Annotated in this window: 22 protein-coding genes; 19 read left to right on the plus strand and 3 right to left on the minus strand. The window is 77.1% G+C overall.

The window, feature by feature from the left end; genetic code table 11:
* Positions 1–47: 47 nt before the first annotated feature.
* Positions 48–1,508, plus strand: coding sequence for a type VII secretion protein EccB (eccB, locus tag Q1K26_RS23660; protein WP_300017188.1), 1,461 nt, complete (start codon positions 48–50; stop codon positions 1,506–1,508).
* A 9-nt stretch (positions 1,509–1,517) separates the two neighbouring features.
* On the opposite strand, the gene mycP is transcribed toward eccB, so the two are convergent.
* Together mycP and eccD are read right to left on the minus strand one after the other, a co-directional pair.
* Positions 1,518–2,900 (minus strand): type VII secretion-associated serine protease mycosin, encoded by a 1,383-nt coding sequence (gene mycP, locus Q1K26_RS23665; protein WP_300017191.1) that lies wholly within the window; start codon positions 2,898–2,900, stop codon positions 1,518–1,520.
* A complete protein-coding gene (gene eccD, locus Q1K26_RS23670; protein ID WP_300017194.1) occupies positions 2,897–4,279 on the minus strand; it encodes a type VII secretion integral membrane protein EccD in 1,383 nt (460 codons plus the stop codon). The genes mycP and eccD overlap by 4 nt, the downstream gene beginning before the upstream one ends.
* 118 nt (positions 4,280–4,397) lie before the next feature.
* Here eccD and eccCa point away from each other — a divergent pair, with 118 nt between their 5' ends.
* The 9 genes from eccCa to Q1K26_RS23715 all read left to right on the plus strand — a co-directional run bounded on the left by eccCa (position 4,398) and on the right by Q1K26_RS23715 (position 13,804).
* Positions 4,398–8,408 (plus strand): type VII secretion protein EccCa, encoded by a 4,011-nt coding sequence (gene eccCa, locus Q1K26_RS23675; protein WP_300017197.1) that lies wholly within the window; start codon positions 4,398–4,400, stop codon positions 8,406–8,408.
* Entirely contained in the window at positions 8,405–9,637 is a 1,233-nt protein-coding gene (locus Q1K26_RS23680; protein ID WP_300017200.1) for a type VII secretion-associated protein, read from the plus strand. Before eccCa ends, Q1K26_RS23680 begins: the two co-directional genes overlap by 4 nt.
* A 135-nt stretch (positions 9,638–9,772) precedes the next feature.
* The gene (locus Q1K26_RS23685; RefSeq protein WP_300017203.1) at positions 9,773–10,084 is read left to right on the plus strand and encodes a WXG100 family type VII secretion target; all 312 of its coding nucleotides are present in this window, start codon (positions 9,773–9,775) and stop codon (positions 10,082–10,084) included.
* Positions 10,085–10,097: 13 nt separating this feature from the next.
* A complete protein-coding gene (locus tag Q1K26_RS23690) occupies positions 10,098–10,385 on the plus strand; it encodes a WXG100 family type VII secretion target (RefSeq protein WP_300017206.1) in 288 nt (95 codons plus the stop codon).
* 213 nt (positions 10,386–10,598) lie between these two features.
* Positions 10,599–11,042, plus strand: a complete 444-nt coding sequence (gene rplM, locus Q1K26_RS23695; protein WP_300017209.1) for a 50S ribosomal protein L13 — start codon at positions 10,599–10,601, stop codon at positions 11,040–11,042.
* A gap of 68 nt (positions 11,043–11,110) precedes the next feature.
* Positions 11,111–11,680: a 30S ribosomal protein S9 gene (gene rpsI / locus Q1K26_RS23700; RefSeq protein WP_300017212.1), complete on the plus strand. Its 570-nt coding sequence runs from the start codon at positions 11,111–11,113 to the stop codon at positions 11,678–11,680.
* 3 nt (positions 11,681–11,683) lie between these two features.
* Positions 11,684–13,030, plus strand: a complete 1,347-nt coding sequence (gene glmM, locus Q1K26_RS23705; RefSeq protein ID WP_300017215.1) for a phosphoglucosamine mutase — start codon at positions 11,684–11,686, stop codon at positions 13,028–13,030.
* 79 nt (positions 13,031–13,109) lie between these two features.
* A complete protein-coding gene (locus tag Q1K26_RS23710) occupies positions 13,110–13,412 on the plus strand; it encodes a hypothetical protein (protein ID WP_300017218.1) in 303 nt (100 codons plus the stop codon).
* Entirely contained in the window at positions 13,409–13,804 is a 396-nt protein-coding gene (locus Q1K26_RS23715; RefSeq protein WP_300017221.1) for a hypothetical protein, read from the plus strand. The genes Q1K26_RS23710 and Q1K26_RS23715 overlap by 4 nt, the downstream gene beginning before the upstream one ends.
* 60 nt (positions 13,805–13,864) lie before the next feature.
* Here the strand turns inward: Q1K26_RS23715 and Q1K26_RS23720 are convergent, their stop codons facing one another.
* Positions 13,865–14,710: an alpha/beta hydrolase gene (locus Q1K26_RS23720; protein WP_300017224.1), complete on the minus strand. Its 846-nt coding sequence runs from the start codon at positions 14,708–14,710 to the stop codon at positions 13,865–13,867.
* Between the two features lie 69 nt (positions 14,711–14,779).
* Between Q1K26_RS23720 and Q1K26_RS23725 the strand changes: the two genes are divergently transcribed.
* The 9 genes from Q1K26_RS23725 to tsaD all read left to right on the plus strand — a co-directional run bounded on the left by Q1K26_RS23725 (position 14,780) and on the right by tsaD (position 21,971).
* Positions 14,780–16,279 (plus strand): NAD(P)H-hydrate dehydratase, encoded by a 1,500-nt coding sequence (locus Q1K26_RS23725; protein WP_300017226.1) that lies wholly within the window; start codon positions 14,780–14,782, stop codon positions 16,277–16,279.
* 16 nt (positions 16,280–16,295) lie between these two features.
* On the plus strand, positions 16,296–16,517 hold the full coding sequence (locus Q1K26_RS23730; RefSeq protein ID WP_300017229.1) for a type II toxin-antitoxin system Phd/YefM family antitoxin: 222 nt from the start codon (positions 16,296–16,298) through the stop codon (positions 16,515–16,517).
* Positions 16,514–16,906 carry a type II toxin-antitoxin system VapC family toxin gene (locus Q1K26_RS23735; protein WP_300017232.1) on the plus strand — a complete coding sequence of 131 codons (393 nt, stop codon included), beginning with the start codon at positions 16,514–16,516 and terminating at the stop codon, positions 16,904–16,906. The genes Q1K26_RS23730 and Q1K26_RS23735 overlap by 4 nt, the downstream gene beginning before the upstream one ends.
* 36 nt (positions 16,907–16,942) lie before the next feature.
* Positions 16,943–18,085 (plus strand): alanine racemase, encoded by a 1,143-nt coding sequence (gene alr, locus Q1K26_RS23740; RefSeq protein WP_300017236.1) that lies wholly within the window; start codon positions 16,943–16,945, stop codon positions 18,083–18,085.
* Positions 18,082–19,218 (plus strand): alpha/beta hydrolase, encoded by a 1,137-nt coding sequence (locus tag Q1K26_RS23745; protein WP_300017239.1) that lies wholly within the window; start codon positions 18,082–18,084, stop codon positions 19,216–19,218. Before alr ends, Q1K26_RS23745 begins: the two co-directional genes overlap by 4 nt.
* A 56-nt stretch (positions 19,219–19,274) precedes the next feature.
* Positions 19,275–19,703, plus strand: coding sequence for a tRNA (adenosine(37)-N6)-threonylcarbamoyltransferase complex ATPase subunit type 1 TsaE (gene tsaE, locus Q1K26_RS23750; protein WP_300017353.1), 429 nt, complete (start codon positions 19,275–19,277; stop codon positions 19,701–19,703).
* Positions 19,704–19,783: 80 nt separating this feature from the next.
* The gene (tsaB, locus tag Q1K26_RS23755; RefSeq protein ID WP_300017242.1) at positions 19,784–20,455 is read left to right on the plus strand and encodes a tRNA (adenosine(37)-N6)-threonylcarbamoyltransferase complex dimerization subunit type 1 TsaB; all 672 of its coding nucleotides are present in this window, start codon (positions 19,784–19,786) and stop codon (positions 20,453–20,455) included.
* Between the two features lie 2 nt (positions 20,456–20,457).
* Entirely contained in the window at positions 20,458–20,925 is a 468-nt protein-coding gene (rimI, locus tag Q1K26_RS23760) for a ribosomal protein S18-alanine N-acetyltransferase (protein WP_300017355.1), read from the plus strand.
* Positions 20,919–21,971 (plus strand): tRNA (adenosine(37)-N6)-threonylcarbamoyltransferase complex transferase subunit TsaD, encoded by a 1,053-nt coding sequence (tsaD, locus tag Q1K26_RS23765; protein WP_300017357.1) that lies wholly within the window; start codon positions 20,919–20,921, stop codon positions 21,969–21,971. Before rimI ends, tsaD begins: the two co-directional genes overlap by 7 nt.
* Positions 21,972–22,007 lie beyond the last annotated feature (36 nt).

Raw genomic sequence — 22,007 nt, forward strand, 5'->3', positions numbered from 1 at the left:
CTCCCGAACGCCCACGGGCGGGCGGGGCGCGGGGTTAGCGTCCACCGGTGCGATCGACGGACCCCATCGCGGAGCCGGATCCCCGTCCGGCCGCCCGGGCCCCGGCCACCCGCGACCAGGCCGACGCGTACCGCTTCGGGCTGCGCCGGATGGAGTCCGCGCTGGTGCGGGGGGATCCGGTGCCCCTGCACGAGCAGGTGCGCACCCAGCGGCGGGCGGCCGTCGCCGGCACCCTGCTCGGGATGCTCGCGCTCGGCGCGGTGGCGATCTACGGGCTGATCGTGCCGAAGCCGGACTGGTCCCGGCAGGCGGTGGTCGTGGGCGCCGGATCCGGCGCGATGTACGTCGTGGCGCACGGACCCGACCGGCTCGTGCCCGTGGCCAACCTGCCCGCCGCGCGGCTGGTGCTGTCCGCCCTGCGGGCCGGTGGCGCCACCGGGGCCGAACCGGGCACCGCGCAGCCCGTCGTCGTCGACGACGCGGATCTCGACGGCGCGCCGCGCACCGCCACCGCCGCGGTGCCGGGCGCCACCGCCGTCCGGCTCGACGGGACGGTGATCGCTCCCCACTGGGCGGTCTGCGACGAGCCGGGCCCCGACGGCGGCGACCCGCGCACCACCGTGATCGGCGGGGCCGCGCTCCCGGGCACCCCGCCGTCGGCCGACGCGGTGCTGGTCACCGTCGGAGGGGGTGGCACCTGGCTGGTCACCGGCCGGCACCGGCACCGCGTCGAGGACGGCGACCGCGCGCTGCTGGCCGCGCTCGGGCTCGGCGGCCGTGATGCCCGGCCCGCGTCGGCGGCGCTGGTCAACGCGGTGCCGGAGGGCCCGCCGCTGCGCGCACCGCGGATCCCGGGGGCCGGCGCGGACGGGCCGTCCGGGGTGCCGGGACGGGTGGGGGACGTGCTGGTCGGCAGGCCGCCGGGCGCCGGTCCGCCGGTGCACTTCGTGGTGCTGCCCGACGGGGTGCAGCAGGTGCCCGAGGTGTACGCGCAGACGCTGCGCGCCGCAGGCGGCGGGATGCGCGAGGTGGGGCCCGAGGTGCTGGGGGCCGCCTCCCTCGTCGACGGCGTCGACGTGTCGGGGTGGCCGGAGCAGGTGCCGCGGGTCGTCGAGGGGCCCGGTGCCCTGTGCTGGACATGGTCCGCCGACGGCGACCCGGGCGGCGGGATCCTCGTCGGCGACGCGCTTCCGGTGCCGGTCGGCGCGGTCCCGGTCGACCTCGTGCAGGCCGACGGCACGGGGGAGCGCGCGGACGCGGTCGTGCTCGCCCCTGCGGGGGGCGGGGCCGTGCGGGCCACGGGGCCGGGCCGGGCCGCGGGCGCGGGGCCGCTGTGGCTGGTCGCGGCCACCGGCGTGGCCTACGGGGTGGCCGACGAGCCCACCGCAGCGGCACTCGGGGTGACGGCGGCCGAGCCCGCCCCCGAGGCGGCGCTGCGGCTGCTGCCGGTGGGCGGGTCGCTGGACCTCGGCCGTGCCGCGCTGGCGGTCGACGTCCCGCCTGGCTAGGACCCCCCCTCACGACGCCCGCGGACCGGCACCGGTGGGCCGCCGCCGCACCGTCGCGGCGGCGCAGGCCGCGGCGGCGAGCAGCCCGGCCACGGCCACCAGGTCCACCGGCGGTGGCGGGGGTTGGGGGGCGACCGGCGTGGTGCCGGCGAGCCTGGCCGTGGGGGGATCGGTGCGCACCGCACCGGGCGGGGTCAGCACCGCGGGCTCGGCGGTCAGCGCGGCGACCGGATCGAGCGCGCCGTGGCCGAGCCGGTCGTCGCGCCCGCCGGGCGGGCGGCGGGCGGTGGCGAGGATCCGGTCCACCACCTGAGCGGCCGTCAGCTCCGGGTACCGCTCGCGGACCAGCGCGGCGAGCCCGGCCACCCACGGCGTGGAGAAGCTGGTGCCGGAGACGGGGTCGGCGGTGACACCGCCACCCACGGCGAGCGAGCGGATCGCGGTTCCCGGACCGGCCACGTCGACCCACGGGCCCGGTACGGAGAACGGGGCGGGGGCGTCGTCGGGGCCGGTCGCGCCCACGGTGACCAGCTCGTCGTACCAGCCGGGCAGCGACACCTGGCCGGCCGCGTCCTCGTCCTCGGCGCACAGCCCGACCCCGGCGTTGCCTGCGGCCGCGACGACCACCACGTCCGCGCCGGCGGCGTAGCCCAGTGCCGCATGCAGCGCGGCACCCTGCGCCGCGGCCCGTTCCGGGGCCAGGCAGACCGCCTCGGAGACGTTGACGACGTCGGCGCCCGACCGGACGGCGAGCACGATCGCCTCGGCGAGCGTGTCGAGGTCGCCGGCCGGTCGCGGCGCGCCGTCGGGCCCCGGCACCGTGTAGGACGGGCTGGACTGGCGGATCGCGAGCAGATCGGCGCCCGGGGCGATTCCGACCACCTCGTCGTCGGCGGACCGGCTCGCCGCGAGCAGCCCCGCCACCGCCGTGCCGTGGCCGTCGCAGTCGTCGAGCCCGGAGCCGCCGGTGAGGTAGTCGCCGCCGCCGCGCAGGCGGGAGCCCAGACGGGGATGCGGGGCCACGCCGGTGTCGATCACCGCGATGAGCTGCCCCGCTCCGGTGGCGATCCGGTGGGCGGCGGCGAGCTGCAGCCGGTCGGCGGGCGACGGGCCTGCGGGGACCTCCGCGCCGCGCGGGGGTGGGTCGCAGCGGGCCGGCGCGCGCAGGCCCGCGGCGGGCCCCGGCGCCCGGCCCGCGGGTGCGGCCACCCGGACCGGCGGGGGGACCGGTGGATCCGATCCCGACGCCGTGGCGACGGCCGAGCGTGGGCCCGCGGCGGGCGCGATCCCCGCGCCGCCGGTGGGCGCGCCCGCGTATACACACGCGCCCAGCGCCACCAGCACCCCCAGCACGGCGTGCGCGGTGGTGCGCGCCGGGCGCCGCGCGGTCACAGGCCCCGGACCAGCTCGTACATGCCCATCGCGCCCAGCGCCAGCGGTACGGAGAGGGCGACGAGCACGCCCTCGACCAGATCGACGGCCCGGCGCGCGACCGGCGAGACGGCCGGTGCCGCGCCGCCGACGGTGACCGCGACCGCCGCGGCGATCAGCACGGCCGCGGCGACCGCCGCCCGTACCGCCGGGCCGCCGGCGAACGCGGCCATCGCGGCCAGCCCGATACCGGTGGCGAGGCAGGTGGCCAGCAGGGTGCGGGCGGGGGCCGGGTCGGCGAACCCGCGCGCCCGGAGCCCGAGTACGGCGACGATCACCACCGCCAGCGCGGGCCCGGCCCACCCGCCGGTGGCGGCAGCGGGTAGCGCGCCCGCGCCGGCCAGCACCGCGACCCCGCCGACCAGGCCTGCGAGGTGGCCGCGGGCCAGCGCGGAACGCGCGGCCAGCTCCGCCGGCGCCGGCGCCCCGGTACCGCCGTCGGCGTCGCGCAGCTCGCCCGCGTCGGCGGGGACGACCGGGCGGGGCAGCCCGGCGAGCCGCAGTGCCACGCGCGGCAGCAGCGGGCCCGCGACCAGCGCGAACCCGCCGACCGCCGCCGCCAGCCCGCCCACACCGACGCCCAGTCGCAGGTGCACGGCCGCGACGACGGCCACCGGCACGGCGACGACCACGGTCGCGACCAGCACCGGCTCGACGACCCGCAGCACGACCTGCGCCGCGGCGGCCGCGATGCCGGCGGCGGCGCACGCGAGCAGCAGCGACGCCCCGCCGGGAGCGCCGACGATCGCGCCCGCGGCGGCGGCGAGCGGCACGGACACCAGCGCAGCGGGGCGGGCCGCGTCCCGGTCGGACCCGCGGCGGACCAGCACCGCGGCCCTGGCCAGCCCGCCGACCGCACCGAGCAACGCGGCCACGGCCGCACCCGCCGCCCACGCCGGCGCGCCGGGAGCCGGGGACCCGACCGCGGCGAGCAGTGCCGCGGCCGCCGCCGCGAGCACGAACGTGACCGCGGTGCCCGCGTGGAGGCCGGGGCCGCGCGCGGGTGCACCCGCCGTGGCCGCCAGCGCGTCGACGGGGTCGTCGAACACGGGTGGTGGAGGGGGAGCGTCCTCCGGGCCGATCCGCAGCAGCTCCCCGTCGAGGACGCCGAGCTCGTCGAGCGTGGCACCGGGGTGCAGCCGCCCGCCGCTGACCCCGGTGATCCGCCACGGCCGGGGCCTGCGCCCCGGGGGCGGTTCCCCGAGCAGCTCCAGCACCATCGGCACGAGCTCACCGACCGGCACGTCCGCCGGGAGCGCGACGTCCACACGGTGTCGTGGGGCGAGGACGGTGACGCGGGCGTACGGGGCGGTACCTGCGGAACCGGGCGCGGTCGGCACGGGACCTCCAGGATTGTCGAATCGGCCACGCCGGGCCCGGACGGCTGCCTACTATCCCCGCGCCCGCGGCGTTCCGTGGGCGTTTCGCCAAGGTCGTCGACGGCGTGGGGGGAGATCGATGGGCAGCATCGGAATGGTCCGGCCGCGCCGCTCCGTGCTGCGCCTGCCGGCGGGCGAGCTCGCCGTCGAGCCGCCACCCGAGCCGGAGCGGATGGTGCCGGCCGGGGTGCTGCAGCGGCTGCTGCCGCTGGTGATGCTGCTCGGCTCCGTGGGGTTCATCGCCGTGCTCGGGGTGCGCAACCCGACGTCGTGGCTGTTCGGCGGGATGTTCATGATCTCGACGCTGGGCATGGTGCTGTCCGGTGGTGGGGGGCGCGGCGGCGGCAACCGAGCGGCCACCGTCGACGAGGACCGCCGCGACTACCTGCGCTACCTGGGCCAGCTGCGCCGTCGCGTGCGCGGCATCGCCGCGGACCAGCGGGCGGTGCTGGAGTTCGTGCACCCCGAGGCGGCCGCGTGGCCCGCGGTGCTCGCGGCGGGGCGGCTGTGGGAGCGGCGGCCCGGTGACCCCGACTTCGGGCAGCTGCGCATCGGGCGCGGACCCCAGCGGCTCGGCACCCGCCTGGTCGCGCCGCAGACCGGTCCGGTGGAGGGCATCGAGCCGATCACCGCGCTGGCCCTGCGCCGGTTCCTGCGGGGGCACGCCGTCGTGCCGGACCTGCCCGTCGCGCTCTCGCTGCGGTCCAGCACCACCGTGTGGCTGGAACCGGCCGCCGGGAGCGCCGACCTGCGCCCGGCCCGGGACCTCGCCCGGGCGATGGTCGCCCAGTACGCGCTGTGGCACAGCCCCGCCGAGGCCCTGCTGGCCGTGGTGGCGCCACCTGCTCGCGCCGGGGAGTGGGAGTGGGCGAAGTGGCTGCCGCACACCGCCAACCCGCGACGCAGCGACGTCGTCGGGCCGTTGCGGATGCTCACCTCCGACGCCGACGAGGTGCGCCGCTGGTGGGTCGCCGAGCTGGCCGGGCGCCCGCCGGGCGCAGGTGCGGGGGAGCCGCACCTGCTGGTGGTCGTCGACGAGGTGACCGAGGGCCCGGGGCCGTGGGCCGCCGTCGCCGGGGTCACGGTGCTGCGGGTCGGCCCGCCCCCGGGCCGGCGGGCGGCCCCGTCGGTGGTGCGCCTGCTGGTGGGTGTCGACACCCTCGCGCTGGCCGGCGGCGCGGACCGACCCGACCCGGGCGGCCGGGACGCGGACGGTCCCGACGCGGACGGTCCCGACACGGGCGGCCCGGGCGCGGGTGGCGGGCAACCGGCCGACGTCGCGGTCGGCTGTCCCGACGCCGTGCCGGTGGCCGAGGCGCTGGCGCTGGCGCGCAGGCTCGCGCGCTATCGGCCCGGCGGGGCGGGCGCGCACGCCGGCCCGCAGCGCACGGGCCTCGGCCTGCCCGCGCTGCTGGGCATGGGCGCCGGTGCGGACGGGGTGCGGGCCCTGCGCGCCCGGTGGGCCGGCAGCGACACCGACCGGATGCGGGTGCCGATCGGGCTCGACGAGACCGGCGGCGTGGTCGCCCTCGACCTCAAGGAGTCCGCGCAGGGCGGCAGCGGGCCGCACGGGCTGTGCATCGGGGCGACGGGGTCGGGGAAGAGCGAGCTGCTCCGCACGCTGGTGCTCGGGCTGGCCGCCACACACTCCTCGGAGGAGCTCAACCTGGTGCTCGTCGACTTCAAGGGCGGGGCCACCTTCCTCGGGATGTCCCGGTTGCCCCACGTGTCGGCCGTCATCACCAACCTCGCCGACGAGCTCACCCTCGTCGACCGGATGGCCGACGCGCTGGCGGGGGAGATCAACCGGCGCCAGCAGCTGCTGCGGGGCGCGGGCAACCTCACCGGGGTCGCCGACTACGCGGCCGCGCGCCGGGCGGGCGCCGACCTGCCGCCGCTGCCGGCCCTGCTCCTCGTCGTCGACGAGTTCTCCGAGCTGCTCGCCCAGCGTCCCGAGCTGCTGGAGCTGCTGGTCATGATCGGGCGGCTGGGCCGGTCGCTGGGCCTGCACCTGCTGCTGGCGTCGCAGCGGCTGGAGGAGGGGCGGCTGCGGGGGCTGGAATCGCACCTGTCCTACCGGATCGCGCTGCGCACGTTCTCCGCGGCCGAGTCCCGGGCCGTGCTGGGCGTCCCCGACGCGCACCAGCTGCCGGCCACGCCGGGCGCGGCGTTCCTCGCGACGGGCACCGAGGAGCTGATCCGGTTCCGCGCCGCGTACGTGTCCGGACCCGCGGTGGCGACGCCCGAGCGGGCCGGGCCGCCACCCGCGCGCCGGGCCCACCGGTTCGGGGCCGGGCCGGTCCGGCCGGACCCGGGCGCCGACGAACCGCCGGGCGAGGACGCCGCGGACGCGGTGGTGGCCACCGTGCTCGACACCGTTCTCGCCGCGCTCGACGGGCAGGGGCCGCCCGCGCACCGCGTGTGGCTTCCACCGCTGGGTGACCCGCCGCCGATCGACGAGCTCGTGGGCGTCCCCCGACCGCGCCCCGGACGGGGGCTCGCGGCCACCGCCGGGCGCGGCGGGGCGCTGCGGGTGCCCGTCGCGCTCGTCGACCTGCCCTACCGGCAACGCCGCGACCCCCTGCTGCTCGACGTCTCCGGCGCGGCGGGCCACCTCGCGATCGCGGGTGGCCCGCGGTCGGGCAAGTCGACGGCGCTGGCCACGGCGGTGGCCGGTCTCGCACTCACCCACACCCCCGTCGAGCTGGGGATCCACGTGCTCGACTTCGGGGGCGGCGCGCTCGTGCCGCTGTCCGCGCTGCCGCACGTCGGTACCGTGGCCGACCGCCTGCAGCCGGACCTGGTGCGGCGCACGGTCGCGGAGATCGCGGCGCTGCTCACCCGGCGGGAACGGCTGTTCCGCGACTGCGGGATCGGGTCGATCGAGGCGTTCCGGGCCCGGCGCCTCGGCGGCGAGTTCTCCGGCGAGCCCGCCACGGACGTGCTGCTCGTCGTCGACGGGTACCTGACGCTGCGCACGGAGTTCGAGGACCTGGAGGCGCGGCTGCTGCAGGTCGGGGCGCAGGGCCTCTCGTTCGGAGTGCACCTCGCGGTGGCGGCAGGCCGCTGGACCGATCTGCGGCCCGCGTTCAAGGACCTCTTCGGGAGCCGGTGGGAGCTGCGTCTGGGCGACGTGTCGGACTCCGAGATCGACCGGCGCAAGGCCGCCGCGGTGCCGGCGCGGGGCGGGCACGGGCTCGCGCCCGACGGGGCACCGATGGTGCTGGCCGCGCCGCGGCTCGGGGACGGTGACCTCGCCGGGCTCGCCGCGGAGGTGGCGGCGGCCTGGACCGGGCCGGGGTTCGAGCCGGTCCGGCTGCTGCCCGAGCGGCTCGACCACGACCGGCTGCCCGCCCCCGAACCCGGCACGGCCGGGCTGCCGCTCGGCGTCGACGAGGAGCGGCTGGCGCTGGTCCAGCTCGACGTCGCCGCCGAACCGCACCTGCTCTGCTTCGCCGACGCCGAGAGCGGCAAGACCACGCTGCTGCGGCTCGTCGCGCACGGGATCGTGGAACGCTTCCGGCCGGACGAGGCCCGGATCGTCGTCGTCGACTACCGGCGCGGGCTGCTCGGTGCGGTGCCGTCGAGCCATCTCATCGGGTACGCCAGCACGCCGGATGCGGCCGCCGACGCCGCGACCGAGATCGCCGGCTCGCTGCGTCGCAGGCTGCCCGGCACCGGTGTCACCCCGCGGGAGCTGCGGGAGCGCAGCTGGTGGACCGGCCCGGAGGTGTTCGTGCTGGTCGACGACTACGACCTCGTCGCGCCGGTGGGCGGGCACGCGGGGCCGCACCCGCTGCTCCCGCTGCTGGAGTTCCTGCCGCAGGCCAAGGACGTCGGCCTGCACGTCGTGCTCACCCGGCGCTGCGGCGGCGCGGGCCGGGCGCTGTTCGATCCGGTGCTGGGACGCCTGCGCGAGCTCGCCGCCCCCGGCCTGGTGATGAACGGCAGCCCGGACGAGGGCCAACTGGTGGGCACGGTCAAGCCCGCCCCCCAGCCCCCGGGGCGGGGCACGCTGGTCGACCGCAGGTGTGGCGTGCGCCGGATCCAGCTGGCCTGGTTGCCGCCCGAACCCGACGGCAACCCGTGATCCCGCTGACCTTCCAGGTGGGTGCCACGGCGGTCCGGGTGGCGGGTACCGGTCCGGACGGGTCCCCGCGGGTGCTGGAGCTCGCGCCCGGTGCGCCTGCCCCGCCCGGCGCGCGGCGGGTCGGCCCGGGCGGGATCCCCGCCGCGGTGGCCGCGGCCGGACACCGTGGCGGCGAGGTGGTCGTGGTGGACGTCGGCCATCGCCGTGCAGAGGTGGCGCTGGTCCGGGACGGTGCCGTCGTGGCCCGGCGCGCCGGGCCCGGCGGGGCGGCGCTCGACGCGGTGGTCGCCCGGCTGCTGCGGGCGCGCTGCCCGGAGTGGGCCGACCGGGCGGGGCGCGTGGCGCGCCGGGCCCGCGAGTCGCTCTCGCTGCTCCCGGAGACCGTGGTGGAGGTACCGGGATCACCCCACCGGGTGCGGCTCGGGTCGGTCGAGGTGCGGCACGCCCTGCGGGAACACTGGGGGGAGCTCGTGGGCGCCGTGTCGGAGCTGGCGGCGCCGGCGCGCCCGGTGCTGCTCATCGGGGGCGGGGCGCGCGACCCGCAGCTGGCCGAGCTGCTCGACGCGGCGGGGCTGCCCGACGTCACCGTCGCGCCGCGACCCGACGCCGCCGCGCTGCTCGGGGCGCAGGCGCCGCTCCCGCCACCGGTGGCGCCCCGCACGCGCTGGCTGCCCGCGGTTCCCCACCGCACCGGTCGGTGGCGTGCCGGGCTCGGCGCCGCCGTCGCCGCGGTGGCGCTGCTCGGGCTGCACGTGCTCGGCGGCACGCTCGCCCCGGCGCCCGCCCCCGTCGGCGACGACGTGCTCGCGCAGTACGGCTACCGGCTGCAGATCCCGCCCGGCTGGGCCCACACGGGGGGTCTGCCCGAGCGTCGCCGCAGCCTGCTCACCCCGCTCGGGGCGCCGGAGGGCAGCGACCTCGTCGTCGTCGAGGCCACCCCGCTGGGCTACGACTCCGCGGCGGAGCCCGAGCGCGCGGCCGCCGAGCTGCGGGCGGTGTTCGACGAGGCCGTCGCCGCGGGCGCACCGCTGGCCGGGTACGTGCCCGCCACGGGGTTCGGCGGCCGGACCGTCACCGCATACACCGAACGCCGCACCGCCACGGATGTGCGGTGGTACGTCCTGCTGGACGGGTTCACGCAGCTCAGCGTCGGGTGCCGGCACACGCCCGCGGGTGCCGGCGGGGTGCTCGACGCCTGTGAGCAGGTGGTGGCGACGCTCGACGGCTGAGCCCGCGGCCCGGCCGAGGCGTCGGCCCGGGATTCGCACCTGCAAACGGCTGTCCCGAAACGCCACGGGCGCCCGGGGTCACGTGGCACCGTCCGCGCCGTCCGGATCGACCACGACACGGAGGGCGGCAGGTACATGGAAGGTTTCCACGCAACACCCGAGGAGATGGGGAGGGCGAGCGCCTTGGCCTCCACCACCTACGACGAGGTGCGCGCCGAGCTCGGCGTCCTGCGGTCGCGGGTGGGCGACGTGGCCGCGGGATGGTCCGGCGACGCGTTCGGCCGGTTCACCGCCGTGATGCGGCAGTGGGACGACAGTGCCCGCTCGCTGACCGAGGCGTTGGACGGGATCGCCACGGCGCTGCGCACCTCCGGAGCCGCCTACCAGGCACAGGACGACGAGACGGCCCGCGGCCTGTCGTCACTGATCACCGACACACTGGGCTGAGGAGCCGAGAACAATGCCAGAGATCAAGGTGTCCTACAGCACGCTGTCCACGGCCGAGGCCGACATCAAGGCGTCGGTGGCCAGGCTCCGCCAGAGCCTGGCCGACCTCGAGTCCGGACTGGCCCCCATGGCCGCCACCTGGACCGGGGAGGCCTCGGAGTTCTACCGGGCCACGCAGCTCCAGTGGAACAAGGCGGCCGACGAGCTGTCGGTGCTGCTCGAGACGGTCGGCGGCGGTGTCGGCACTGCGCTGGTGAACTACATGAACTCCGACAACCAGGTACGCCGGATGTGGTCGTGAGGCCGCCGATCTGACCGGTGCCGGTCCGGAGGGGGGCGTTTTGACCCTCGTCCGGACCGGCGGGTACTCTCGGATCCTGATAGTGCGGCGGGAGGCGACCGCTCTCGTCCTCGGGCGGGTGGCGTCCTCCCCTCCGGGCCCGGCGCCCACCGCACCGCACCGCAGGCATCCGAGTCCGCAGTTCGGCGGGCCAGAAAGCGACGAGGTAGGTCCGTGTCCACGTACAGCCCGAAGCCCGGCGACATCACCCGCGCCTGGCACGTGATCGATGCTACGGACGTGGTGCTCGGCCGCCTCGCCACGCACGCCGCCACGTTGCTGCGCGGCAAGCACAAGCCCACCTACGCGCCGCACATGGACACCGGCGACTTCGTCGTCATCGTCAACGCCGAGAAGATCTCCGTCTCCGGCAACAAGCGCGACGCCAAGTTCGTCTACCGGCACAGCGGCTTCCCGGGCGGGCTCAAGCAGCGCTCCGTCGGCGAGATGATCGAGAAGCAGCCCGACCGGCTCGTCGAGAAGGCGGTCCAGGGCATGCTCCCCAAGAACAAGCTCGGTCGCGCGATGAGCAAGAAGCTCAAGGTCTACGCCGGTCCGGACCACCCGCACGCCGCGCAGCAGCCGGCCGCGTTCGAGATCACCCAGGTCGCTCAGTGAGCAGCCCCGATCCCGCGAGCAGCCCCGATTCCACGGGCAGCCCCGATTCCACGACCGAAGGACAGCCCGTGACCACGCCCGAGCCCGTGACCGAGGCCGAGGCCGTCGAGGAGACGCCCGTCGAGGTTCCCGTCGACGACGCCCCCGAGGCCGAGGTCGAGGTCACCTACGACGCGGACGCCGCCGCGAGCGACGAGTTCGACACCGACGTGGACGTCGACATCGCCGCCGAGGTCCCGTCCGTCTTCTCCGACCGCCCGGTGCAGACCGTCGGCCGTCGCAAGGAGGCCGTCGTCCGCGTCCGCCTCATGCCCGGCACCGGCAACTTCACGCTCAACGGCAAGTCGCTGGAGACCTACTTCCCGAACAAGCTGCACCAGCAGTTGATCCGGGAGCCGCTGGTGCTGCTGGAGAAGACCGAGCGCTTCGACATCTTCGCCAACCTGCACGGCGGCGGCACCTCGGGCCAGGCCGGTGCGCTGCGCCTGGCGATCGCGCGCGCGCTGATCGTCGTCGACTCCGAGGACCGCCCGCCGCTGAAGAAGGCCGGCTTCCTCACCCGTGACCCCCGCGTCATCGAGCGCAAGAAGTACGGTCTCAAGAAGGCCCGCAAGGCGCCTCAGTACAGCAAGCGCTGACTCTTGGGCGAACGACGTCTGTTCGGTACCGACGGCGTCCGCGGCCTGGCCAACGGCGAGCTCCTCACCCCGGAGCTCGCCGTTTCGCTGGCCGGGTCGGCCGCCCGCGTGCTCGCCGAACGCGACCGGACCCACCGTCCCGTCGCGGTGGTCGGGCGTGACCCCCGCGCGAGCGGGGAGATGCTCGAAGCGGCGGTCGTCGCCGGTCTGACCGGGGCCGGGGCCGACGCCGTCCGGGTCGGGGTGCTGCCCACGCCGGCCGTCGCGTTCCTCGTCGGCGCGCTCGGCGCCGACCTGGGCATCATGATCTCCGCGTCGCACAACCCCATGCCGGACAACGGCATCAAGCTGTTCGCCACCGGTGGCCACAAGATCCCCGACGCGCTCGAGGACGCCGTCGAGGACGGCCTGGGCGCCCACGGCGTGCGGCCGACCGGCGCGGCGATCGGCCGGGTCCGCGATCTCGACGACGCCGGCTCCCGCTACACCGCCCACCTGCTGACCAGCACGCCCGCCGGGTCCCTCGCCGGGCTGCGCGTGGTCGTCGACTGCGCGCACGGCGCCGCCTCCACGGCGGCGCCGGAGGTCTATCGCAAGGCCGGTGCCGAGGTCGTGGCGCTGCACGCCGACCCGGACGGGCTCAACATCAACGACGGCGTGGGCTCCACGCACCTCGGCCCGCTGCAGGTGGCCGTCCGCGAGCACGGCGCCGACCTCGGGATCGCCCACGACGGCGACGCCGACCGCTGCCTGGCCGTGGACGCCGCGGGTGCGGTCGTCGACGGTGACCAGATCATGGCCGTGCTCGCCGTCGCCATGCGGGATGCGGGCGAGCTCGGCCACGACACGCTCGTCACCACGGTGATGAGCAATCTCGGCCTGCACCTCGCCATGGACGCCGCCGGGGTGACCGTCCGCACCACGCAGGTCGGTGACCGCTACGTCCTGGAGGAGCTGCGGGCGGGCGGGTTCACCCTCGGCGGGGAGCAGTCCGGGCACCTCGTGCTGCCCCGGCACTCCACCACGGGCGACGGCCTGCTCACCGCCCTGCGGCTGATGGCACGCATGACGGGGACCGGGTCGTCGCTCGCGGAGCTGGCGGGGATCGTCACGCTGCTGCCGCAGGTGCTGCAGAACGTGCGGGTGCGGGACAAGGCGGCGGTCGCGGAGTCGGCCGCGGTGCGCGCCGCGGTCGAGGCGGCGCAGGCGCAGCTGGGCGGCACCGGCCGCGTGCTGCTGCGGCCGTCGGGCACCGAGCAGCTGGTGCGGGTGATGGTGGAGGCCCCCACCGAGGAGCAGGCCCGTGCCACCGCGGCGTCGCTGGCCGAGGTCGTCGCCGCCGCGCACTGACCGTCCCTCGAGACGGGCGTACCGCCACCAGTTCCGCCGTTCCGGCCCGCGGGCGGCTCCGACGCGCGACCATCGACCCATGCGGCCCGATCTCGACCTGGATCCCGAACGCCTGCACGTCCACGGCAGGCGGCTGACCGATGTGCTCGACACGCTCGTCCCCTTGCCGGTGCTCGATCCCGACCGCCGCGCCCGGCTGAGCGCCACTCCCGCCGGCCGGGCGATCCTTGCCGAGCTCGACCGGTCCGCAGCCGCGGTCGACCTGGCGGCCGACGAGCTGGCTCGCCTCGCGTCGTGGCTGGATGCGGCGGCCGCCACCACCAGCACGGCGGACTCCGACGCCGCGGGCGCCCTCCCGGCGCCGGACCGGCCGCTGCCGTGACCGACGAGGCCGTCGCGGCATGGGAGTCCGTCGGGGAGGTGCTGGCCGGCACCGCGCACCGTCTGCTCGACGCCGTGCCGGTGACCGCCCGGATCATCGCCGACGTGGAACGGGACTGGCGCGACGAGCTGGGCCGGGAGTGGGTCGAGCGGGCCCACCTCGTGCGCCGCGCCCTGGTGCGGGAGCTGGACGCGACGCTCGATGCGGCGGCGGCGGTCGCCGATGCCCTGCGACCGGGACCGGCCGACGAGGAGACCCGGGCGATCGGTGCCGCGGGGCACGGACGGCCGTCGGTTGGTGGTCCCCGCCCGGGCGGGCCGCGGCTGGGCGACACCGCCGTCGAGCGGGCCGACGACGAGCGTGGGGTGCGGATCGCCCAGCTCGGCGAGTAGCCCGACTCGCGCGCACGCAGGGCCCGACTCGCGCGCATGCAGGGCCCGACTCGCGGGGGGTCAGGGGCGGGTGGTGAGTTCCGTGCCGGAGACCTTGCCGTCGATCAGCGCGGCGGCGGCTTCCTCGCCGCACAGCTCACGGAGCAGGAATGCGGTGACCAGCGCACGGGTGAGCCGGCGGGTCCGCGAGTCGGGGCTGCCGGCGAGGATCAGGTCGGTCCAGTGCCGGCCGTCCAGGAAGCCGGTGTGGGTGGCCTTCTTCAGCGTGCGCAGCACGACGGGCCCACCCGCGGCCGCCGCCACCGGCTCCGCGTGCCCGGCGGCGGGGGCGACCGTGTCCTTGCCCGCGGTCAGGTGCAGCGTCGGCACGGTGACGGTCCGGGCGGCGTCGAGTGCCGAGGGGCGCGTCTGGGCCATCGCGACGGTGACGACGGCGGACACGCGGGGGTGTCCGGCCGCCGCGAGGATCGCGACGCCGCCGCCGATGCCGTGCCCGGCGAACGCGGTGCGGCGGGAGTCGACACTGATCCGGCCGTCTCCCAGGCGCACGCCCGCGCAGACCTCCAGCGTGGTGCGCAGGTCGGCGGCGAAGCCGGCGTGGCTGGGCAGCACGCCGCGGTGGCTGCCCGGAGCCGCGGCCACGATGCCCCAGGACGCCAGGTGGCGCAGCAGGTCGGCGTAGCGCTCGGCGGGCTGCAGCCAGTCGTGCCCGAACGCCACGGCCGGCAGCCCGAGGCCCTCCTCGGGCGCGAACACCACGCCCGGGATGCCGACCATGCCGAGGTCGCCGCGCAGCGTGGGCAGCGGTCCGGGGCGGGAGAGCTGGTCCAGGGCGTCCTTGCCGCCGCGCAGCGCGGCGAGCTGCGCGTGCACGGCCTTGGGGGACGACGTGCGGGTCCGGGTCACAGCCCAGAACCGTAGTACCGCTGATCGTCCCGCGCTGCATCCGGGCGGAACCCTCGTAGCCTCGGGCTCATGCAGGGTGTGTGGACGGCGGACGCGATCCGGGCGGCCGAGGCGGCGATGATGGTGCACGTCCCGGGCGAGACGATCATGCGGCGGGCGGCGTACGGGCTGGCCGGTCACGTGCTCGGGGCCCTGCGTGCCGGCGGTGGAGGCACGACGCCGCGTGCCGGCGGTGGAGGCACGACGCCGCACCGGGGTGCCGTGGGGCGGCGGGTCGTGCTGCTGGTGGGGGCGGGGCACAACGGTGGCGACGCGTTGTGGGCGGGCTACGAGCTGCGCCGCCGTGGCGTCGCGGTCACCGCGGTGCTGCTGGCGCCCGAGCGTGCCTACGCGCCGGGACTGGCCGCGCTGCGCCGGGCGGGCGGGCGCGTCGTCGGGGCGGCGGCGGGAGTGGCGGCGGTCCGACGCGCCGATCTGGTGGTCGACGGCATCGTCGGGATCTCCGGGCGGGGCGCGCTGCGGGCCCCGGAGGCCGTGGTCGCGGCGCAGGAGGCCGGGGTCCCCGTCGTCGCCTGCGACCTGCCCAGCGGCGTGGACACCGACACCGGCCGGGTGTACGAGCCCGCGGTGCAGGCGGACGCCACCGTCACGTTCGGGGCGCGCAAGCCCGTGCACGTCCTGGCGGCGCCCCGGTGCGGGCCGGTGCACCTGGTCGACCTCGGGCTCGGCCCGTACCTCCCGGCGCCGCACGCCCACGTGCTCGACGCGGCGGACGTGGCGGCCCGCTGGCCGCTGCCCGGGCCGTCCGACGACAAGTACAGCCAGGGGGTGGTCGGGATCGCCGCGGGCTCCGCGACCTACCCGGGTGCGGCGGTGCTCGCCGCCGGGGCCGCGGTGCTCGCGACGAGCGGGATGGTGCGCTACGCCGGGACGGGCGCGGAGGCGGTGCACGCGCGCTGGCCGGAGGTGGTCGCCACGCCGGACGTCGGGTCCGCGGGCCGGACCCAGGCGTGGGCGGTCGGGCCGGGTTCGGGCACCGACGACGCCGGCCGCACGACCGTCGAGGCGGCGTTGGCCCGCGACGTCCCGCTGTGTCTGGACGCGGACGCGATCACCCTGCTGGCGCAGCACGCCGACCTGCGCGCGGCGGTCCGCGGCCGCCCGGTGGTGCTCACCCCGCACGCCGGGGAGTTCGCGCGCCTGGCAGGCGACGTCGGGACCGACCGGGTCGGGGCCGCGCGCCGGGCGGCCGCGGAGCTGGGGGTGACGGTGCTGCTCAAGGGGCACGCCACGGTCGTCGCCGACCCGGACGGGCGGGCACTGGTGCACCCGTCGACGACGTCCTTCGCCGCCACGGCCGGATCGGGTGACGTGCTGTCCGGGATCATCGGCGCGTTGTTGGCCGCGGGCCTGGAGCCGTGGTGGGCGGCCGGGTGCGCGGCGTTCGTGCACGCGCGCGCCGCGGAGATCGCGGCGGCGGGCGTCCCGGCCCCGGCGTCGATGCTGCAGGCCGCGATCCCGGCGGCCGTTCGCGCGGTCCGGAACGAGATGGACCAGCCATCCGACTAAGTCGTACCCTTGGTCCATGCCCGAGTTCGGCGTCCACGAGGCCAAGACCCACTTCTCCAAGCTGCTGGAGCGTGCGCTCAACGGTGAGGACGTGGTGATCACCCGGTCCGGTGAGCCGCTGGTGAGGCTGGTTCCGGTGCAGCGCAGGAGGAAGCCCAACTTCGGCTACGCCCAGGGGACCATCACGATCCCCGACGACTTCGACGAGACACCCGAGGAGTTCCGGGACTACATGTGAGGGTGCTGCTCGACGCGAACGTCGTCCTGGCTCTTGCCGGTGACCCCGGCCGGCTGCGACCGGAGGTCGTCCGGCTACTCGGCGAGGGCGCGACGACACTGGTCGTGTCGGTGGTGAGTCCGTGGGAGATCGCGATCAAGTGGAAGCTCGGGAAACTGCCGCTCCCCGACCACCCGCGCCCCTGGATCGCCCGGTTCCTGCGCGAGACCGGAGCCGTCGTGCTGCCCGTCGCGCTGGAACACGTCGTTCAGGTGGCCGATGTCCCGCGCCACCACGGCGACCCGTTCGACCGGCTGCTCATCGCCCAGGCGCAGGTGGAGGGCATGCCGATCGTCACCACCGACGCCTCGTTCGCCCGCTACGACGTGGACGTGATCACAGCCCGCTGAGGTTCCGGGTCCCGGAGCGGATGCGATGATGCGGGCGTGAGTCAGTCGGGGACGGCGCGCGCCGAAGCAGTGGTGGACCTCGCCGCCGTGCGGCACAACGTCGCCGTGCTGGCCGCCTCCGCCCCGTCGGCGCAGGTCATGGCGGTGGTCAAGGCGGACGGGTACGGGCACGGCGCCGAGCCGGTCGCGCGGGCCGCGCTGGCGGCGGGTGCGTCCTGGCTGGGCGTGTGCACGATCGAGGAGGCGCTCGACCTGCGGGCCGCGGGGATCGATGCGCCGCTGCTGTCCTGGCTGCACCTGCCCGACGACGACTTCGCGGCCGCCGTGGCCGCGGGGGTCGACCTCTCGGCGGCCTCGCGCGAGCACCTGGCCGCCGTACTCGCCGGGGCGCACGCGGCCGGGCGGCCGGCCCGGCTCCACCTGAAGATCGACACCGGGCTGTCGCGCAACGGAGCCCCGCCGTCCGCCTGGGCCGACCTGCTCGACGACGCCGCGAAGGCCGCGGCCGACGGCGCGTGCGAGGTCGTGGCCGTCTGGTCCCATCTCGCCCACGCCGACGCGCCGCACCACCCCACGCTCGACCGCCAGGCGTCGCGGCTGCAGGCGGCCTGGCAGGCCGCCCGCGACCGCGGTCTCGCGCCGCTGCGCCACCTGGCCAACTCCGCGGCCACCCTCACCCGCCCCGACCTGCACCTCGACATCGTCCGGCCGGGCATCGCGGTCTACGGGCTCGATCCGCTCGACCGGCCCGTCGGCGACAGCCCGCTGCGGCCCGCGATGACGCTGCGGGCGCGGGTGGCGCTGGTCAAGCGCGTGCCGGCCGGGGAGGGCGTGTCCTACGGCCACGAGTGGACCACCTCCGAGGAGACGACGTTGGCCCTGCTCCCCATCGGCTACGCCGACGGCGTGCCCCGGCGGCTCAACGCGGGTGGCCGGATGCGCGTGCTGCTCGGCGGTCGCGTGCTCCCCGTCGTCGGCCGGGTGTGCATGGACCAGGTCGTGGTCGACTGCGGCCCCGGTGCCGACGTCGCCGTGGGCGAGCACGCCGTGCTGTTCGGGCCCGGGGACCGGGGCGAGCCCACCGCCCAGGACTGGGCCGACGAGCTCGGCACCATCCACTACGAGGTGGCCACCGGCGTGCACGGGCGCCGCGTGACCCGGACCGTGGTGGGCGCATGAAGCGGCCCGGGGTGTGGCAGACCGTCGGGGTCGCGGGCGGCGTGGTCGGGGCGGCGGCCACCGGCGTCGCGGTCGGCGCGGCCGCCCGGAAGCGCCAGAAGATCGCCGCGGACCGCCGCAGGCTGGCCACGCAGCTGTCCGAGGGCACGTCGGAGCCGGGCACGCTGCCCCCCGGTGAGCTGTCCTCGGTCACCGCCGACGACGGGGTCCGGCTCTCCTGCGAGGAGATCGACACCTCGGGCGGGCAGGCGGAGCTGACGGTCGTGCTCGTGCACGGGTTCGCGCTCGACCGCCGCACCTGGCACTTCCAGCGCCGCTCGCTCGCGGAGGTGGCCGATCCCGCGGTGCGGCTGGTGCTCTACGACCAGCGCAGCCACGGCCGCTCCGAGCGGGCGCCGCGGGAGAGCTGCACCATCGGCCAGCTCGGTGCCGACCTGGCCGCCGTGATCCGCGCGCTGGCGCCGGAGGGGCCGCTGGTGCTGGTCGGGCACTCGATGGGCGGCATGACGATCATGGCGCTGGCCGAGGACCAGCCCGACCTGTTCACCGAGCGGGTGCTGGGCGTGGCACTCGTGTCGACCTCGGCGGGCGAGGTGGCCAGCGCCGGGCTGCAGGGCGCCCTGCTCGCCCGCAACAACCCGCTCACCCGCGGTGTCGGGCTGCTCGCGCGCCTGCAGCCCAAGCTGGTGGACGTGGTCCGCGGCGTCGCGGGCGACCTGATCTGGGCCATCACCCGCAGCTTCGCCTACGGCGACCGCAACGTGGCGCCGTGGCTGGTCGACCTGGTCGACACCATGATCAGCACGAACGCGGTGGACGCGCTCACCGACTTCGTCGACACCGTCGGCAGCCACGACCGGGTGGCCGCGCTGCCGGCGCTGGCCAGCTGCGAGGTGCTGGTGGCCGCGGGCGACGCCGACCGCGTGATCCCCTACGGGCACTCCGAGCGGATCGCCGCCGAGCTGCCCCGCGCCATGCTGGTGCGCTTCCCCGGCACGGGTCACCTGCCGATGCTCGAACAGCCCGACGAGATGGACGAGGTGCTGTCCGCCCTGCTGCGCCGCAGCGCCGACCGCACGGCGCCGGACCGCGCCGAACCGGGGCGGCGGCGCCGGTTCCGGCGGCGGGCGTGAGCGGGCGGCCCCGTCCGGGGCTGACCGGCCCGGCCACCGTCGTGGAGCTTCCCGTGATGGCCGACACCGAGGCGCTGGGCGAGCGGCTGGCGGACGGGCTCGCCGCAGGCGACCTCCTCGTGCTGTCCGGCCCGCTGGGTGCGGGCAAGACCGCGTTCGTCCGCGGTCTCGCTCGCGGGCTCGGCGTGGCCGGTCCCGTCACCTCACCGACGTTCGTGATCGCACGCGAGCACCGGCCGCTGCCCGAGGGTGCCGGCGTGCCGCTGCTGCACGTCGACGCCTACCGGCTCGGCATGACCGGCGGTGACGTGGCCGCCCAGCTCGACGATCTCGACCTCGACACCGATCTGGCCGACGCCGTGGTCGCGGTCGAGTGGGGCGAGGGCGTGGCCGAGCGTCTCGCCGCCCGGCACCTGTCGGTGCGCCTGGACCGGCGGCCCGACGACGTGCGCGTGGCGACCGTCTGCTGGGTGGGGGAGGCCTGACCCGGGAACTCGCGGCGCCCGACCGGTACCGGGGCGGGGGTGGGGGGCCCGGCCCGCGGGTCCGCTCGTAGGCTTTGCCCGTGCTCGTGCTGGCTCTCGACACCGCCACCCCCGCGGTCACCGCGGGCGTCGTCGAGCTGGCCGCGACCGGCGCCCGCCTCCGCTCCTGCCGCGTCGCCCACGATCCCCGCAAGCACGGCGAGCTGCTCATGCCCGGCGTGCTCGCGGCCTGCGCCGAGGCGGGGATCGGGCTGCGCGAGGTCGACGCCGTGGTCACCGGGGCCGGTCCCGGGCCGTTCACCGGGCTGCGGGTCGGGATGGTCACGGCGGCCACCCTCGGCGACGCGCTCGGCGTGCCCGTGCACGGGGTCTGCACGCTCGACGCGATCGCCCGCGACGCCGGCCCCGTGGCGGGCGGCAACCTGCTCGTCGCCACCGACGCCCGCCGCCGCGAGGTGTACTGGGCCGCCTACGACCCGCACGCGACGCGCCTGACCGGGCCGCACGTCGAGCGGCCTGCCGCCCTGGTCGCGCGGATCGCCGAGCTGGGCGTCGTGGCCGCGGCGGGCGGATCGGCCGAGGGTCTCGGGCTGCCGGTGCGGGAGCCCGGGGCCCCGTCGCCTGCCGGGCTGGTGGCGGTGGCCGCCGACGCCCTGCGTGCGGGCACGGTGCCCGGCCCCCTGGAACCGCTCTACCTGCGTCGCCCCGACGCCGCGGAGCCCGGCCCCCGCAAGGCGGTGAGCACGCCGTGACCGTGCACACCGACGATCTGCGCGAGTCGGACGCGCCGCGGTGCGCGGAGTTGGAGAAGCTGCTGTTCCCCGGCGACGACCCGTGGAGCGAGCGCTCGTTCCGCGACGAGATCCGGATGGGACACCTCTACCGCGCGGCGCGCGACGGGGACCAGCTGGTCGGCTACGCCGGCCTGGCGTTCGTCGCGGCCCCCCCGCTCGCCGAGGCCGAGGTGCACACGATCGGCGTCGACCCCTCCCACCAGGGCCGTGGGGTCGGGCGCACGCTGCTGCGGGAACTGCTCGCCGCGGCCGACTCCGCCGCGGCCACGGTGTTCCTGGAGGTGCGCACGGACAACGCCGCCGCGCGCGGGCTCTACGAGGCCGAGGGCTTCGTCGTGGTCGGCACGCGGAGGAACTACTACCGGCCCAGTGGCGCGGACGCCCACACCATGCGCCGGGAGCCCCGGACGGGAGCGGCGCGATCGTGATCGTCCTGGGGATCGAGACGTCGTGCGACGAGACCGGTGTCGGCGTCGTGCGCACCGACGGCGGCACCGCCACCCTGCTCGCCGACGCCGTGGCCTCCTCGGTCGACGAGCATGCCCGCTTCGGCGGCGTGGTGCCCGAGGTCGCCTCGCGCGCGCACCTGCAGGCGATGGTCCCCACCGTGCACCGCGCGCTGGCCACCGCCGGCGTCGCGGCCCGCGACGTCGACGCGGTCGCCGTCACCGCCGGGCCGGGGCTGACCGGCGCCCTGCTGGTGGGGGTGGCCGCGGCCAAGGCGTACGCGGCTGCGTGGGACGTGCCGCTCTACGGCGTGAACCACCTGGCCGCGCACGTCGCGGTCGACACGCTGCAGCACGGACCGCTGCCCCCGTGCCTGGCGCTGCTGGTCTCCGGTGGGCACTCCAGCCTGCTCGACGTGCCCGACGTCGGCGGCCCGGTCACCCCGCTCGGCGCCACCATCGACGACGCCGCGGGCGAGGCGTTCGACAAGATCGCGCGGCTGCTCGGGCTGCCCTTCCCGGGCGGTCCGCACGTCGACCGGGTGGCCCGCGACGGCGACCCGCGGGCCGTCGCGTTCCCGCGCGGGCTCACCGGGCCGCGCGACGCACCCTTCGACTTCTCCTTCTCCGGCCTCAAGACCGCGGTCGCGCGCCACGTCGAGGCGCTCGAGCGCGCCGGCACCCCGATCCCGGTGGCCGATGTCGCGGCGAGCTTCCAGGAGGCCGTCGCCGACGTGCTCACCGCCAAGGCCGTGCGCGCCGCCCGCGAGCGCGGGATGGAGACGCTGCTGCTGGGCGGCGGGGTGGCGGCCAACTCCCGGCTGCGCGCCATGGCCCAGGAGCGCTGCGACGCCGTCGGCATCGCCCTGCGCGTGCCGCGGCCGGGACTGTGCACCGACAACGGGGCGATGGTCGCCGCGCTCGGCGCGCACCTGTTGGCCGCGGGCGCCACGCCGTCGGCGTTCGACCTGCCGGCCGACTCGTCGCTGCCCGTCACCGAGGTGCTGGTCGGCCCCGTCCGGTCGTGAGCCGGGCGGCGACACCCCGGGCCACCGTTGAGCGGT

The organism is Pseudonocardia sp. (assembly GCF_029263155.1).
Taxonomy (GTDB): domain Bacteria; phylum Actinomycetota; class Actinomycetes; order Mycobacteriales; family Pseudonocardiaceae; genus Pseudonocardia.